The sequence below is a fragment of the Plastoroseomonas hellenica genome, from assembly GCF_018129085.1.
Taxonomy (GTDB): domain Bacteria; phylum Pseudomonadota; class Alphaproteobacteria; order Acetobacterales; family Acetobacteraceae; genus Plastoroseomonas; species Plastoroseomonas hellenica.
Genome location: NZ_JAAGBB010000021.1, coordinates 25470 through 39595, shown reverse-complemented (window position 1 = coordinate 39595; position 14126 = coordinate 25470). Strand labels below are relative to the sequence as shown.

General features: G+C 70.4%; 11 protein-coding genes. 7 read left to right on the top strand and 4 right to left on the bottom strand.

What is annotated here, in order from left to right; all coding sequences use genetic code 11:
• On the bottom strand, positions 1–135 hold the full coding sequence (gene rpmH, locus GXW71_RS17720) for a 50S ribosomal protein L34 (protein ID WP_211853881.1): 135 nt from the start codon (positions 133–135) through the stop codon (positions 1–3).
• Between the two features lie 235 nt (positions 136–370).
• Here rpmH and GXW71_RS17715 point away from each other — a divergent pair, with 235 nt between their 5' ends.
• The 3 genes from GXW71_RS17715 to GXW71_RS17705 all read left to right on the top strand — a co-directional run bounded on the left by GXW71_RS17715 (position 371) and on the right by GXW71_RS17705 (position 3832).
• Complete coding sequence (locus GXW71_RS17715) at positions 371–1801, top strand: dihydrolipoyl dehydrogenase family protein (RefSeq protein ID WP_211853880.1); 1431 nt, start codon at positions 371–373, stop codon at positions 1799–1801.
• Between the two features lie 190 nt (positions 1802–1991).
• Positions 1992–2786 carry a 3-hydroxybutyrate dehydrogenase gene (locus tag GXW71_RS17710; RefSeq protein WP_211853879.1) on the top strand — a complete coding sequence of 265 codons (795 nt, stop codon included), beginning with the start codon at positions 1992–1994 and terminating at the stop codon, positions 2784–2786.
• Complete coding sequence (locus tag GXW71_RS17705; RefSeq protein WP_367617325.1) at positions 2783–3832, top strand: patatin-like phospholipase family protein; 1050 nt, start codon at positions 2783–2785, stop codon at positions 3830–3832. Before GXW71_RS17710 ends, GXW71_RS17705 begins: the two co-directional genes overlap by 4 nt.
• Positions 3833–3842: 10 nt before the next feature.
• On the opposite strand, the gene GXW71_RS17700 is transcribed toward GXW71_RS17705, so the two are convergent.
• On the bottom strand, positions 3843–4613 hold the full coding sequence (locus tag GXW71_RS17700; RefSeq protein ID WP_211853878.1) for a siderophore-interacting protein: 771 nt from the start codon (positions 4611–4613) through the stop codon (positions 3843–3845).
• A 368-nt stretch (positions 4614–4981) separates the two neighbouring features.
• Here GXW71_RS17700 and GXW71_RS17695 point away from each other — a divergent pair, with 368 nt between their 5' ends.
• On the top strand, positions 4982–5791 hold the full coding sequence (locus tag GXW71_RS17695) for an AraC family transcriptional regulator (RefSeq protein ID WP_211853877.1): 810 nt from the start codon (positions 4982–4984) through the stop codon (positions 5789–5791).
• Here GXW71_RS17695 and GXW71_RS17690 read toward each other — a convergent pair.
• Complete coding sequence (locus GXW71_RS17690; protein WP_211853876.1) at positions 5742–6149, bottom strand: DUF3293 domain-containing protein; 408 nt, start codon at positions 6147–6149, stop codon at positions 5742–5744. The two genes, GXW71_RS17695 and GXW71_RS17690, sit on opposite strands and share 50 nt — an antisense overlap.
• The gene (locus GXW71_RS17685; RefSeq protein WP_211853875.1) at positions 6146–7330 is read right to left on the bottom strand and encodes a class I SAM-dependent rRNA methyltransferase; all 1185 of its coding nucleotides are present in this window, start codon (positions 7328–7330) and stop codon (positions 6146–6148) included. The genes GXW71_RS17690 and GXW71_RS17685 overlap by 4 nt, the downstream gene beginning before the upstream one ends.
• A gap of 64 nt (positions 7331–7394) precedes the next feature.
• On the opposite strand from GXW71_RS17685, the gene panC reads away from it, so the two are divergent.
• The 3 genes from panC to GXW71_RS17670 all read left to right on the top strand — a co-directional run bounded on the left by panC (position 7395) and on the right by GXW71_RS17670 (position 14118).
• Positions 7395–8225, top strand: coding sequence for a pantoate--beta-alanine ligase (gene panC, locus GXW71_RS17680; RefSeq protein ID WP_211853874.1), 831 nt, complete (start codon positions 7395–7397; stop codon positions 8223–8225).
• Positions 8226–8287: 62 nt separating this feature from the next.
• Positions 8288–9031, top strand: coding sequence for an ImuA family protein (locus tag GXW71_RS17675; RefSeq protein ID WP_211853873.1), 744 nt, complete (start codon positions 8288–8290; stop codon positions 9029–9031).
• Positions 9032–9225: 194 nt separating this feature from the next.
• Positions 9226–14118, top strand: coding sequence for an error-prone DNA polymerase (locus tag GXW71_RS17670; RefSeq protein ID WP_367617328.1), 4893 nt, complete (start codon positions 9226–9228; stop codon positions 14116–14118).
• Positions 14119–14126: the final 8 nt, after the last annotated feature.

Here is a 14126-nt window from a genome sequence, read left to right as displayed (position 1 = left end):
TTACGCGGAGAGGCGCTTGCGGCCCTTGGCGCGGCGATTGGCCAGGATCCGGCGGCCGCCGACGGTTTCCATGCGGTTCCGGAAGCCATGGCGGCGCTTCCGGACGAGCTTCGACGGCTGATAGGTACGCTTCACGACAATACTCTCCTGAGATCACCCGCCCGTCCGGCAAGCGGACGCGCGGCGGCCGGGCCCCCTGGGGCGGTCCGGCGAAGGCCGGGACGTATAGGGAGAGGGGGGGCAGCCCGTCAACCGCAACGGGGCCGCGGAGACCGTTTGGGAATGCCGCCGCTATTCCCAGGCGGTCTCCCAACCCTGGCTGCGATGCCCATCCTGCCCTATTCGGAGGTCCCAGGCGAGCAGGTGCGGCATGACGGACCCGGTGGATGTGGCGGTGATCGGCGCGGGGGCCGCCGGGCTGGCGGTCGCGACCATCGCGGCCGGGCTCGGCCTCAAGGTCGCGCTGGCCGAGCGCGGACGCATGGGCGGCACCCATCTGAACGCCGGCTGCATCCCCTCCAAGGCATTGCTCGCGGCCGCCCGCTCGGCCGCCGGCGTGCGGGATTCGCACCGCTTCGGCATCCGCCTGCCGCCACCGGAGATCGACTGGGCCGCGGTGCGCGCCCATGTGCGGGGGGCGATCGCCCGGGCTGCCCCCAATGCCGGCGCCGCCCGGCTGCGGGGCATGGGTGTCGAGGTGATCGAGGCGGCCGCCCATTTCACGGCGCCGGACGAGATCGAGGCCGGCACCCGTCGGATCCGCTTCCGACGCTGCGTCATCGCCGCCGGCAGCGCGCCCCTCGTCCCGAACATCCCGGGCCTCGGCGAGATCGCCTGGCTGACCAGTGAGACGCTGTTCGACCTGGCGGACCCCCCGGGGCACCTCGCGATCCTCGGCGGCGGGGCGCTCGGGCTCGAGATGGCGCAGGCCCATGCCCGCCTCGGCTGCTTGGTGACGGTGATCGAGGCCGGCCGCATCGCCGGGCAGGAGGATGCCGAGATGGCGGAGGGCCTGCGGGAGGCGCTGGCCGTCGACGGCATCGCCCTGCGGGAAGGCGTGCAGCTTACCCGCGTGGCCCGGGACTGGGAGGGGATGACGCTCGAGCTTTCCGACGGCGACCGCTTCGGTGCGACGCATCTGCTGCTGGCGGCCGGGCGGGTGCCGCGCCTCGCCTCGCTCGACCTGGTGGCGGGGCAGGTCCAGGCGACGGAGCGCGGCATCGCGACCGATGCCGGCCTGCGCAGCCTTACGAATCGCCGGGTCTTCGCGGCCGGCGACATCGCGGATCCCGAGGGCACCGGCCCGCGCAGCTTCACCCATGCCGCCACCCAGCACGCCGCGGTCCTGGCGAAGCGCATGCTGTTCCGCCTGCCGGCCCGCTTCGACGCCGCCGCCCTGCCCCGGGTGACCTATACCGACCCGGAGCTCGCCCAGGTCGGCCTGACCGAAGAGCAGGCGCGCGCCGCCGGCCATGCCGAGTTGTCGATCCTGCGCTGGCCGCTGTCCGAGAACGACCGGGCCGTGGCGGAGGGACGGCCGGCAGGGCTCGTGAAGCTGGTCGCGACGCCGCAGGGCCGGCTGCTCGGCGCCTCCCTGCTCAGCGCGCATGCCGGCGAGATGGCGGGGATCTACGGGCTGTTGATCGGGCGAAAGCTGCCGCTCTCTGCGCTCACCGGCCTCGCCTTGCCCTATCCGACCCTGGCCGAGGCGGGGAAGCGGGCGGCGGAGGGCTTCTATACCCCGAAGCTGCTGTCGCCCTTCGTCAAGGGCCTAGCGGGATGGCTGCGGCATCTGCCCTGAACCTCTGGCTGCTGCCAGCAGATGACATCTGCCTTTCGGGCAGATTACGTCTTCGGCTAATTCCGCCCTGCGGCAATCTGCTCTAGGGATCACAGGCGCTGTGCCGTTTCACCTTTGCTGCGGCGCACCATCTCTCGGGTGTCCCCGGTCACTGCGGCCGGGTGGCGCTTCAGACGAAGGACAGGGCGATATGGACAAATTTCTCGCGGGACGCGGCGCGCTCGTCACCGGCTCGACCAGCGGCATCGGGCATGGCATCGCCCTGCTGCTGGCCGAGGCCGGCGCCAAGGTGATGCTGAACGGCTTCGGCAAGCCGGAAGAGATCGCCCGCGCCCGCGCTGAGGCGGGCGCCGCGATGGGCACGGCCGAAGCGCCCTATTCCGGCGCCGACCTCTCGAAGCCCGAACAGGTGCGGCAGATGGTCGCCGATGCCGAAGCCGCACTCGGCACCCTCGACATCCTCGTCAACAACGCCGGCATCCAGTTCGTCGCCGGCGTCGAGGAGTTCCCGGACGCGAAGTGGGACGCGATCATCGCGATCAACATGAGCAGCAACTTCCACGCCATCAAGGCGGCGCTGCCGGGGATGAAGGCGCGCAACTGGGGGCGGATCATCAACATCGCCTCCGCCCATGGCCTGCGCGGCAGCCCGGAGAAGGTCGCCTATGTCACCGCCAAGCACGGCGTCGTCGGCATGACCAAGGTGGTGGCGCAGGAGGTCGCGAAGACACCGATCACCGTCAATGCCATCTGCCCGGGCTTCGTGCGCACGCCGCTTGCCGAAGCGCAGATCGGCCCGCTCGCCAAGCAGCACGGCGTCAGCGAGGAGGTCGCACTGACCGACTACCTGCTGGAGAAGCAGCCCTCCAAGCGCTGGATCGAAGTGGAGGAAGTGGCGCGCATGGCGCTCTATCTCTGCGGTCCCGGCTCGGGCGGCGTCACCGGCACGGCGCTGTCGATCGATGGCGGCTGGACCTCGGCGTGAACGACGCCGGAGGCCTGCCGCCGCCACCCAGGAAGCGCATCAGCCTGGCACTCCAGGGCGGCGGCACCCATGGCGCTTTCACCTGGGGCGTGCTGGAGCGGCTGTTGGAAGAGGAGAGGCTGGAGATCGACGGCCTCTCCGGCACCTCCGCCGGCGCGATCAACGCGACGCTGGTGGTGCAGGGGCTGATCGAGGATGGCGCCGCCGGCGCCATCCGCGCGCTCGACAGCTTTTGGCGCAGCGTCGCGACCAAGCTGCTGTTCAGCCCGGTGCGCTCGACGCCCTTCGAGAAGGCGATCTGGGGCCACGACCTGACCTATTCGCTGGCCTACCAAACCTTCGACATTATGGCGCGCATGCTGTCGCCCTATCAGCTCAACCCCTTTCCCTTCGAGTGGAATCCGCTGCGCCAGGCGCTGGAGGAGAGCATCGACTTCGCGGCGCTGCGCAGCGCCGCGAAGGCGCCGCGCCTCTTCGTCTCCGCGACCAGCGTGCGCAGCGGCAAGCCGCGCGTCTTCACCCGCAAGGAGATCACGCCGGATGCGCTGCTCGCCTCCGCCTGCCTGCCGCAGGTGTTCAAGGCGGTGGAGATCGACGGCGAGCCCTATTGGGATGGCGGCTATCTTGGCAACCCCGCGCTCTGGCCGCTCTATGAGCAGGGCGGGCCGCCGGACCTGGTGCTGGTGATGCTGAACCCGCTGGTGCGGGAGGAGATCCCGACCAGCACCTCCGACATCGTGAACCGGCTGAACGAGATCACCTTCAACGGCAGCCTGATGGCGGAGATGCGCGCGATCGACTTCGTGCAGCGCCTGCTCGATGCCGGCCGGCTGGAGCAGCCGCGCTACCGGCGCCTCTTCATCCATGTGATCGAGGACGAGGCGCGCCTGCGCGGCTTCAAGCTCGCGACCAAGTTCAACGGCGACTGGGACTTCCTCAGCACGCTCCGCCAATACGGGCGGGAGGCGGCGGATCGCTGGCTGGCCGAGAACTTCGACAAGCTCGGGCGCGAGAGCAGCGCCGATGTGCGGGCGATGTATCTGTGATGGACGGCGCTCAATCCAGTCCCGTCTTCCCGGGCGCCCAATAGACCTTGGTTCGGAGTTGCGACGAGGCGACCCCGCGGCTGCCGAGCACTCGGCGGAGCCGCTGGATCGATGTCGCCTTGCCGCTCAGCACGAAGGGCGTCGGCGCCCATTCGTCGAGGATCTGCAGCATCCTGGCTTCGACCTCCTCCAGATGCGCATCGGCCTCCGCACGCTGGATGAAGATGGCACGCTGCGTCCCGAAGGATCGCCAAGCCTGCGTCGAGGCCTCGACCGAGGACACCTCGAACAGGAACACGGCTGCCCCCGACGCACCCAGGCGGGCGCTCAGCGCCTGGGCGAGACCGAAGGACGTCTCGTCCCCGAAGAGGACTGGCAGATCATCATCCACGCCCTCCAGGTCGAGTGAGCGCCGCGGCCCGAAGAACTGGCAGGCGTCCCCGGCCCGCGCGTTCAAGGCCCAGGCCGCACCGGGTCCGTCGCCATGCGCGAAGGCCAGGATGCGGGCTTCGCCGGCAATGGCATCCCAGGAGAGCGGCGTGTAGGTGCGGTTGGCGCCGGCGCCGACATCGATCTGGATCTTCTGGCCAGGCTTCCACGCGACGTCCCTGAGCCCGGGCCCGGCGAGGGTGATCAGGCGGAACCCCTCCGACAACGCGTCCACCTTGGCGATGCTGGCCTGGCGGAAGAACCATCGCATCACCAGCGCCGCCAGGCGGCCGGCCTCACGACGGTCGGCCGAATCCGGCGACGTGTCCGCCGGTGGCATGAAGCCGGTCATGTCGAGATCCGATCGCCCTGCCATGTCACTGGGCCGCGGCTTCGCGAGTGTCGGCTCAGAGCAGCGGACAGCCCAAGAATTTCGTGAACATGGTGGCACAGGCCTGCACCGCGAGGTGTTTCGTCAGGCTCGGCATCCTGTCGCATCCAGACGAGCGGAAAGGTGGATGCATCCAGCATCATCGCGCATATCCCCGTGTTCGGCCGCCGGGCGTGATCCGTTGGCCGAATGCTCACGGGCCGCGCTCCGGCGGCAGGCTTGTCCTGTGCTGGAGGCTAGGCGCCGGTGCAGGTGGCGTCATTGCGCAAGATCGCCAGATTATGGTCTGATCCGGCCAGGACGCTGGATGCAGGGGGGCTGTCGTCAGGATGGATCTCGCGCGCAGCTTCGCCCATCGATTCGGCCAGCTTTCGCATCCGGACGCGGTGCCGCGGCCCTTCGTCGCGATCTGCCCCGCGGTCATCCTGGAGGAGGGAGAGCGCCTGCCTTGGCATCACCATCGCAAGGCGCAGCTCCTCTACACGCTCCGCGGCACCATCCATTGCGAGACCGAGGACGGGATCCGCATCGTACCGCCGCAATGCGCGGTCTGGATCCCGAGCGACCTGCCGCACAGCGCCTTCGGCTCCGGCGATATCGAGTGCCATTGTCTCTTCGTCGAACCCGACGCCGCGCCGGGCCTGCCGGAGCGCTGCTGCACGGTGTCGATCTCGCCGCTGCTGCGTGAGCTGCTGCGGCGCGCGGCCCGGCTGCCGGAGCTCTATGACGCCGACGGCGCGGATGGGCGGCTGGTCGCGGTGATCCTCGATGAGCTGGCGGCAGCACCGGTCGAGAATCTGCATCTGCCGATGCCGGCGGATCCACGCCTCCGGGCGCTGGCCGGCATGCTGCTGGCCGGGCCGGCCAATCACGCATCCCTGCAGGAATGGGCATCCCGGGTCGCGCTCAGCGAGCGCAGCCTGAGCCGTCTGCTGGCGCAGGAGGTCGGCATGAGCTTCGGGCGATGGCGCCGTCAACTCCATGTCATGCTGGCGCTGCAGCGCCTGGCCGCGGGCGAGAGCGTGCAGGCCGTCGCGATCGATCTCGGCTACGAAAGCGCCAGCAGCTTCGTCACTATGTTCCGTAAGGCTATGGGCAAGCCGCCCGGCCGCTACCTGCAGGAGCAAGGGAGAATGTGAGGCGCGCCGGCGCGCCGCGTGCGACGACGACGATCGCACGCTGGCGGAAGCGCCGCGCCAGCACCAGCAGGCGGCGAGGATCGGCGGCGACCAGGCGATGCGCCTCCCGCCAGCGGCGCCAGCCGCCATGGCCGGCGGCACTCGGCAGGCGGCGGATCGCTTCATCGAAGCGCCGCATCGCGCGCGCGTTCCAGCCCGGCGGCGTCAGGCGCGAGAACGGGTTCTCGGCGGTGATGAAACCGCCACGCCGCGCGCCGAGCTTCGCCAGCAGCGCATCCACCGCCGCACTCCGCCGCCCGACATGCGCGACGGCGCCGGCCGCTTCATAGGCCGTGCGCCGGTAGGCGGCGAGGCTCATGGCAGGTGGAGAAGCATGCCTTTGAGATAGGCGCTCTCGGGCAGCATCGGGTGCAGCGGATGGTCGGGGCCGGCGCCGCCCTGATGCAGGATGCGCGGGCGGCGATGCGCCCGATCGACGCCCCAGAGCACCGCATCGGCGAATTCGCCGGGGGCGACATGGTGCGAGCAGGAAGCGATGAACAGGAAGCCGCCGCGCGCCACGCGCTCCGCCGCCAGCCGCGCCAGCTTGCCATAGGCGCGGAGCGCCGCCGGATTGTCCTTGCGCGCCTTGGCGAAGGCCGGCGGATCGGCGATGACGATATCGAAGCGCGCCTCGATGCGCGCCAGCTCCTCCATCGCATCGCCGCGCCGGGTCTCGACGCGATCGGCGAGGCCATGCGCCTGCGCCGCTTCCATCGCGAGCTCGAGCGCCAGCGCACTGCGGTCGAGCAAGGTCACGCGCGAAGCCCCCGCTGCCGCGGCCTGCAGGCCGAAGCCGCCGGTGTGGCAGAAGGCATCGAGCACCGTCGCATCCTTGGCCAGCCGCGCGACGCGTGCCCGGTGCTCGCGTTGGTCATGGAACCAGCCGGTCTTCTGCCCTTCCGTCAGGTCGACGGGAAAGCGCAGCCCGCCTTCTTCGGCGAAGACGCGGCGCGGCTCGCCATGCAGCGTGACGACCTGCTCCGGCAGGCCCTCCAGCACGCGCACGCCGGCATCGTTGCGCCCGACAATGAGGTCAGGGTTCAGCAATGCGCGCAGCGCCTCCACCAGCAGCGGCGTCGCCGCCTCCATGCCCGCGGTATTGGCCTGCAGGGCAATGGCGTCACCGTAGCGGTCGATGATCAGCCCCGGCAGCCCATCCGCCTCGGCATGCACCAGGCGGTAGAAGGGGGCATCGAACAGCCGCTGGCGCAGCGCCAGGCAGGCGCCGAGGCGGGCGCGGAACCAGCCGGCGTCGATCGCCGCCTGCGGATCCGGGGTCAGCAGCCGCGCCGCGATCAGGCTGTGCGGGTTGAAATGCCAGGCGCCATGCTTCACGCCGTCATCGCCCTCGAGGCGCACGACGCTGCCCGGCGGCAGCGCCTTGGCCGCCGCCGTCATCGCGATCTCGTTGGAAAAGGCCCAGGGGTGGCCCGCCTTCACCCGCTTGTCGCGGCCCGGCAGCAGGCGGATCAGCGGACGGTCTGCATCTGTGCTCATGACGGGGCTGATAGTCGCAAGCCGTCATTGCGCGCAACTTGACCCCTTCCTATACGCGATACCCATGAGGATCGTTCGGGACCTGCCCGCGCTGCGCGCGGCGACGGAGACGATGCGCCGCGCCGGAGAACGCGTCGCGCTGGTGCCCACCATGGGCGCGCTGCATGCCGGGCATCTCGCCCTGGTCGAGGCGGCACGGCGGGAGGCGGATCGGGTCATCACCTCGATCTTCGTCAACCCGCTGCAATTCGGGCCCAACGAAGACTTCTCCAAATACCCGCGCACCGAGGAAGCCGATCTCGCGGCGCTGGAAGCGGCCGGTTGCGACATCGCCTGGCTGCCGACGGTGGAGGTCATGTATCCCCCTGGCGCCGCGACGGTGATCGAAGTCGCCGGCCCCACCGAAGGCTTCGAAGGCGCGGCGCGCCCAGGCCATTTCCGCGGCGTCGCGACTGTCTGCTGCAAGCTCTTCTCCCAGACAGAGGCCGATGTCGCGGTGTTCGGGGAGAAGGACTGGCAGCAGCTTCAGGTGATCCGGCGGATGGTCGCGGATCTGGACCTGCCGCTCGACATCCTCGGCCACCCGATCGTGCGCGATGCCGATGGGCTCGCGCTCTCCTCCCGCAACCGCTATCTGAGCCCGGCCGAGCGCGCCAAGGCAGCGATGCTGCCGGAGGCGATGCGCGAAGCCGCCAATGCCATGCTGCACGGCGCCGCGATCGAGAGCGCGCTCGATGCCGCGCGGGACGGTCTGAACGCGGCCGGCTTCGACGTGAACTATCTGGCCCTGGTCGAGCCCGAAACGCTGCGACCGACCGATGCGCTGCCGGCCCGTATGATCGCCGCCGCGAAGCTCGGCCCAGTCCGGCTGCTGGACAACATGCCCGTCGGTTGACGGGACTCGGAGCTGCGTTCTCGTTCTTGATTTGTTCACCAAGGTGAGTCAGGGTCCGGCGCATGTCGGACCGGCACCTCGCGCTGGCGGCCGCTGACCGCCCCCCGATCGACCAGCCAGCCCTGCTTGCCGCGCTCCGTGCCCGGGTGGCGCGGCTGGAAGGCGCTGGCCGGGCGCGGCACGACGCCGCACCCATCCCACTCTTCGACGGTCCGAAACTGCCCGGCGGCGGCCTCGCCCGCGCCGCCCTGCACGAGATCCTGGCCGAGGAGCCCGGCTGCGGCGCTGCCTTCGCCGCGGTGCTGCTGGCCCGTGCCGGCGGCACCGTGCTCTGGATCGCCGCCGGCAGCGACGCCCTGACCGCCTGGCCCCCCGGCCTCGCGCGCTGCGGCCTCACGCCCGCCAACCTCATCCTGCTGCGCGCCGAACACTGGTCCGACGCCCTCTGGGCCATGGAGGAAGCACTGCGCTGCCCCGCTGTCGCCGGCGCCCTGCTGGCCCCGGACTGGGAGGCCGATCCGGCTGACACCCAACTCGACCTCACCGCCAGCCGCCGCCTGCAGCTCGCCGCCGAAGCCGGCGGTGGCGTCGGCTTGCTGCTCCGCCCCGACATCGCCCGCCCCCCACCGAGTGCTGCCACCACCCGCTGGCGCATCAGCGCCCTGAACGCCGCCGGCGCCGGCCACGGCTTCGGCGATCCCCGCTGGCAACTCGACCTGCTGCGCGCCCGCGGCGGCAAGGCTGACAGCGGCTGGGCCGTGACCTGGCGGGTGGCGGCGGGCGAGATCGAGCGGGACGGGGCGTGATGACGGAGGGTCTGCCCTGGGAGGGGCTTTGCCCCTCCCAGACCCACCCCACCAGGAGCCTAGGGCCCCTGGACCCCGATCATTTTGATGTCCTGACTGGGAAGGGGGATGCCCGGCGCGATCGCGCCGGGCATCCCCCTTCCCAGTCAGGGCGCCAAGTGAAGCAGGTCAAGGAGCCTCCAGGCTCCTTGCGGGTGGGGTCCGGGGAGGGCAGCGCCCTCCCCGGGGCAGACCGCCGTTACCTCGCCCTGCACCTGCCCGATCTCGCGACCGACCGCCTTCGCCGGACCATGGACCTGCCCGCTGACCGGCCTTTGGCTGTCTGGGCGACGGAGGGGCCGCGGCGGGTGTTGGTGGCGGTGGATCCGGTGGCGGCGCGGGCCGGCCTGGCGGTGGGGCAGAGCCTGGCGGATGCGCAGGCGATCGCGCCGGATCTGCTGCTGCAGCCGGAGGAGCCGGGGGCGGCGGCGCGGGTGTTGCGGGACCTGGCGCTCTGGGCACGGCGCTACACGCCGCTGGCGGCGGAGGATGCGCCGGATGGGGTGATGCTCGACATCACCGGCTGCGATCATCTCTGGGGCGGGGAGGCAGCGCTGCTGCGGGATGCGCTGGCGCGGCTGCGGCGTGCGGGGTTTGCGGCGCGGGGGGCGGTGGCGGGCGCGGCGGCGACGGCGGGTGCCTTGGCGCGGGCGCGGTCCGATCAGCCGGTAGTGGTGTCGGGGGAGGAGGTGGCGGCGGTCGGGCCGCTGCCGATCGGTTTGGCGCTGCGGCTGGGGGCGGAGGATTTGGCGCCGCTGGTGCGGCTCGGGCTGCGGCGGGTGCGGGATCTGCTGGCCCTGCTGCGGGCACCGCTGGCAAGGCGCTTCGGGCAGGATCTGCTGGACCGGCTGGATGCGGTGACCGGGGCGCGGCGGCAGGCGATCCGGCCGCTGCAGCCGCCGCCGGAGCTTGCCGTGGCGCTGGAGCCGATGGAACCGGTCATCGCGCGCGCCGGCATCGATGCGGTGCTCGACCGGCTGCTGGATGGGCTCTGCGCGAAGCTGCTCCGGGCCGGGGTCGGGGTGCGGCGGCTGGCGCTGCTGGCCTGGCGGGTGGATGGGGATGTGCAGGAGGTCGTGATCGGTACCGGCCAGCCGAGCCGGGCGCCGGCGCATCTGCGGCGCCTGTTTCGCGACAAGCTGGAGCGGCTGGCGCCGGGGCTGGGGTTCGAACGCCTGGCGTTGGAGGCGCGCGCCACGGATCCGATGCCGGCCGGCGCGCAGGCGGTGATGCGGATTGCGGGGCGGCGGGACGAAAGCGCCGCGATGGCGCTGGCGCAGCTCCTCGACCGGCTGGGCCAGCGGGTGGAGGTGCGGCGGGTGGCACCGGTGGCGAGCCATTGGCCGGAGCATATGGTGGCATCGCTCGGTGCGCAGGCCGTGCCGCCGGCGATGCCCGCGGGCTGGGGCGGGCTCTGGGCGCCGGTGCTGCTGCGGCGCCGGCCGGAGCCGGTGGAGGTGGTGGCGTTGCTGCCGGACGGGCCACCCGCGCTGCTGTGCTGGCGAGGGGTGGCGCATCGCGTGGCGCAGGTCCAGGGCCCGCGGCGGCTGGAACCGGAGTGGTGGCGCATGGGGACGCTGCCGGCGCGGCGTGACTATTACCGGCTGGAGCTCGCTTCCGGTGCCCGGCTCTGGGTTTATCGCGAGGGCTCTTTGGAAAGGGCGCGCTGGCTGCTTCACGGGATGGCAGCCCCATCATGCATAGGCGTGAAGCAAATCCAGGGAGCATCAACGCGTGGTGTGCACGAGAGCTCCACAGGGTTGAATTGGAGAGAGCCAATACATTTGGGTTTCGCAGAACTAGCCGCGCGTTCGAACTTCACTTTCCTCGACGGAGCGTCGCATCCGCATGAGTTGGTGAAGCGCGCGAAGAGATTAGGTTATGCCGGCATTGGTATCTGCGACACCAATTCGCTGTCCGGGGTGGTGCGCGGGCATGTCGCAGCAAAGGCTGATCCGACCGATGCCGACGATAGGTCCATTCCCTACCGGGTCGGCTGCCGCCTGCTGCTGCTTGACGGTAGCGAGTGGTTGGTATGGCCGACCAATCGCGAGAACTATGGCCGACTGACTGCGCTGCTCTCCGCAGGACGGATGCGGGAGAAGGCGCCGAAGGGTGAATGCCACATCGACCGCACGGCGATGTTCGCGGTGGCCGATGGCTGGGTGCTGGCGGTGATACCGCCGGCCGATCCCGACGAAGCCTTCGCGGCAGGGCTGCGGGAAGCGGCGGCGGCGCTGCGTGGGCGGCTGGCGATGCCGTTGCTGTTGGCGGCGGCGTGCACTTATCGCGGCGATGACCAAGCCAGGCTCGACCTTCTGGCCAGCATGGCGGCGCAGGCGGGGGCGGAACTGCTCGCCACTGGCGACGTGCGCTACCACGATCCGGCGCGGCGGCGGCTCGCGGATGTGGTGACCGCGATTCGGCTGCACACCACGGTCGATGCGCTGGGGCATCACGCGGAGCCGAATGCCGAGCGCCACCTGAAGCCGCCGGCGGAAGTGGCGCGCCTCTTCGCGCGCTACCCGGAAGCGCTGGCGAACACGATCCGCGTGCTGGATGCGACGGAGGGATTCAAGCTCGAGGATCTTCAATACGAATATCCGGACGAGATCCTGGAGGAAGGCTACACCGCGCAGGAGACATTGGAGCGGCGCGTGGCCGAAGCGCTGGAGACGCGCTGGGTCGGCGGTGCGCCGGCAGATGTGCGGAAGCGGGTCGCACAGGAACTGCAGCTGATCCGCAAGCTTGGCTATGCACCCTATTTCCTGACCGTGCAGGAGATCGTGCGCTTCGCGGAGTCGAAGGGCATCCTCTGCCAGGGCCGTGGCTCGGCGGCGAATTCGGCGGTCTGCTATGCGCTCGGCGTCACCGCGGCCGATCCCACCAAGCACGACCTGCTCTTCGAACGCTTCATCTCCGCGAGCCGCGGCGAGCCGCCCGATATCGACATCGATTTCGAACATGAGCGGCGGGAAGAGGTGATCCAGCACCTCTATGAGAAATACGGCCGTCACCGCGCCGCCATCTGTGCCACCCTGATCTGCTACCGCAGCCGCAGCGCGATCCGCGAGGTCGGCAAGGCCATGGGGCTGACGGAAGACGTCACCGCGCGCCTCGCCAAGGCGAGCTGGGGGCCGAAGGGCGACCGCGATCCCGGCGAGATCGCGGCGGAAGAGGGGCTGGATGCCAGTGATCCGCGCCTCGCCCTGGCGATGCAGTTCGCGGCCGAGCTGATCGGCTTCCCGCGCCATACCGCGACCCATGTCGGCGGCTTCGTCATCACCCGCGGTAGCCTGGTGGAGCTCGCGGTGGTCTCGAACGCGGCGATGGAAGACCGTACCGTCCTGGAATGGGACAAGGACGATGTCGAGGCGCTCGGCATCCTCAAGGTGGATGTGCTGGGGCTCGGCATGCTCACCTGCCTGAAGCGCTGCTTCGATCTGCTGCGCCAGCACGCGCATCTCGATGTCGGCCTGCGTACGCTGCCGCCGGAATGCCCGAAGACCTATGAGATGCTGCGCCAGGCCGACAGTATCGGCGTCTTCCAGGTGGAGAGCCGCGCGCAGATGAACATGCTGCCGCGGCTGCGGCCGGAGAAATTCTATGACCTGGTGATCGAGGTTGCGATCGTGCGGCCGGGTCCGATCGCCGGTGACATGGTGCATCCCTATCTGCGGCGGCGGGCGAAGCTGGAAGATCCGGATTACCCGTCGCCATCGCTTGAGCATGGTCCGCCAAACGAGTTACAGCAGGTGCTCGACAAGACGCTCGGTGTACCGCTGTTCCAGGAACAGGCGATGCGCATCGCCATGGTCGCAGCCGGCTTCACGGCGGATGAGGCCGACCAGCTCCGCCGCGCCATGGCCACCTTCAAGATGAACGGCAAGGTCGACCGCTACCGCGACAAGCTGGTCAGCGGCATGGTCCGCCGCGGCTACAAGCAGGATTTCGCCGAACGGCTCTTCTCCCAGATCGAGGGCTTCGGCGATTACGGCTTCCCGGAAAGCCATGCCGCGAGCTTCGCGCTGCTCGTCTATGCCTCGGCCTGGGTGAAATGCCACCACCCCGCGGTCTTCGCCTGCGCACTGATCAACAGCCAGCCCATGGGCTTCTACGCGCCCGCGCAGCTCGTGCGCGATGCGCGGGAGCATGGCGTCGCGATCCGCCCGATCGACGTCAATGCCAGCACCTGGGACTGCACGCTGGAGCCGGAGGTCGAGAGCGCCAATGGCCTGGCGCTCAGGCTCGGTCTCAGGATGGTGGCGAGCCTGTCGCAGGAGGAGGCGGAAGCGATCGTCAAAGCGCGCGATGCGCGTAACGGCACCCCCTTCGCCTCGGTCGAGGAACTCGCCCGGCGCAGCGGTGTCGGCCGCCGCGCGCTCGATGCGTTGGCCGCCGCCGATGCCTTCGCTGGACTTGGCGCCGAGCGTCGCCGCGCTGCCTGGGATGCACGCGGCGTCTCTGCCGGGCCGCATGACCTGCCGCTCTTCGCAACTGCCGCCGATCCTCTGGCCGATGAGCCGCCGCTGATCGCGGAGCCCGCGCCGGCCCTGGTCCCTGCGACGGAAGGCGAGACGGTGGTCGAGGATTACCGCGCCACCGGCCTGACGCTCCGCCGCCACCCGATGGCGCTGCTGCGCCCGGCGCTGATGGCGCTGCGCTGCGCCGATACGCGCCAGTTCCATGAGGCAGGGCAGGGATCCTCGCTGCGTCTCGCTGGGCTGGTGCTGATGCGCCAGCGCCCCGGCTCGGCCAAGGGCGTGATCTTCCTGACCGTCGAGGACGAGCATGGCGTCGCCAATCTCGTCGCCTATCCGGATGTCGCGATGCGCTACCGCGCTGCGCTGGTCTCCAGCCGGCTGCTGCTGGCCGAAGGCCGGGTGGAACGCGTCATCGAGCATGCCGAGGTGCCGATCACCCATCTTCTCATCCGCAGCCTGACCGATCGCTCTGACCTGCTCGACGGGCTGCTGCAGCCGGAAGAAGCGGAACTTGAAGGCGCTGCGCGCAGCGCCCGCATGCCGCCGAGCCGCGATTTCCGATAACGACCGGG

Bases quoted from the DNA above. Each gene is read 5' to 3' on its own strand.
- GXW71_RS17715 (WP_211853880.1), top strand. From the start codon at position 371: ATGACGGACCCGGTGGATGTGGCGGTGATCGGCGCGGGGGCCGCCGGG.
- GXW71_RS17710 (WP_211853879.1), top strand. From the start codon at position 1,992: ATGGACAAATTTCTCGCGGGACGCGGCGCGCTCGTCACCGGCTCGACC.
- GXW71_RS17700 (WP_211853878.1), bottom strand. From the start codon at position 4,613: ATGACCGGCTTCATGCCACCGGCGGACACGTCGCCGGATTCGGCCGAC.
- GXW71_RS17695 (WP_211853877.1), top strand. From the start codon at position 4,982: ATGGATCTCGCGCGCAGCTTCGCCCATCGATTCGGCCAGCTTTCGCAT.
- GXW71_RS17690 (WP_211853876.1), bottom strand. From the start codon at position 6,149: ATGAGCCTCGCCGCCTACCGGCGCACGGCCTATGAAGCGGCCGGCGCC.
- GXW71_RS17685 (WP_211853875.1), bottom strand. From the start codon at position 7,330: ATGAGCACAGATGCAGACCGTCCGCTGATCCGCCTGCTGCCGGGCCGC.
- panC (WP_211853874.1), top strand. From the start codon at position 7,395: ATGAGGATCGTTCGGGACCTGCCCGCGCTGCGCGCGGCGACGGAGACG.
- GXW71_RS17675 (WP_211853873.1), top strand. From the start codon at position 8,288: ATGTCGGACCGGCACCTCGCGCTGGCGGCCGCTGACCGCCCCCCGATC.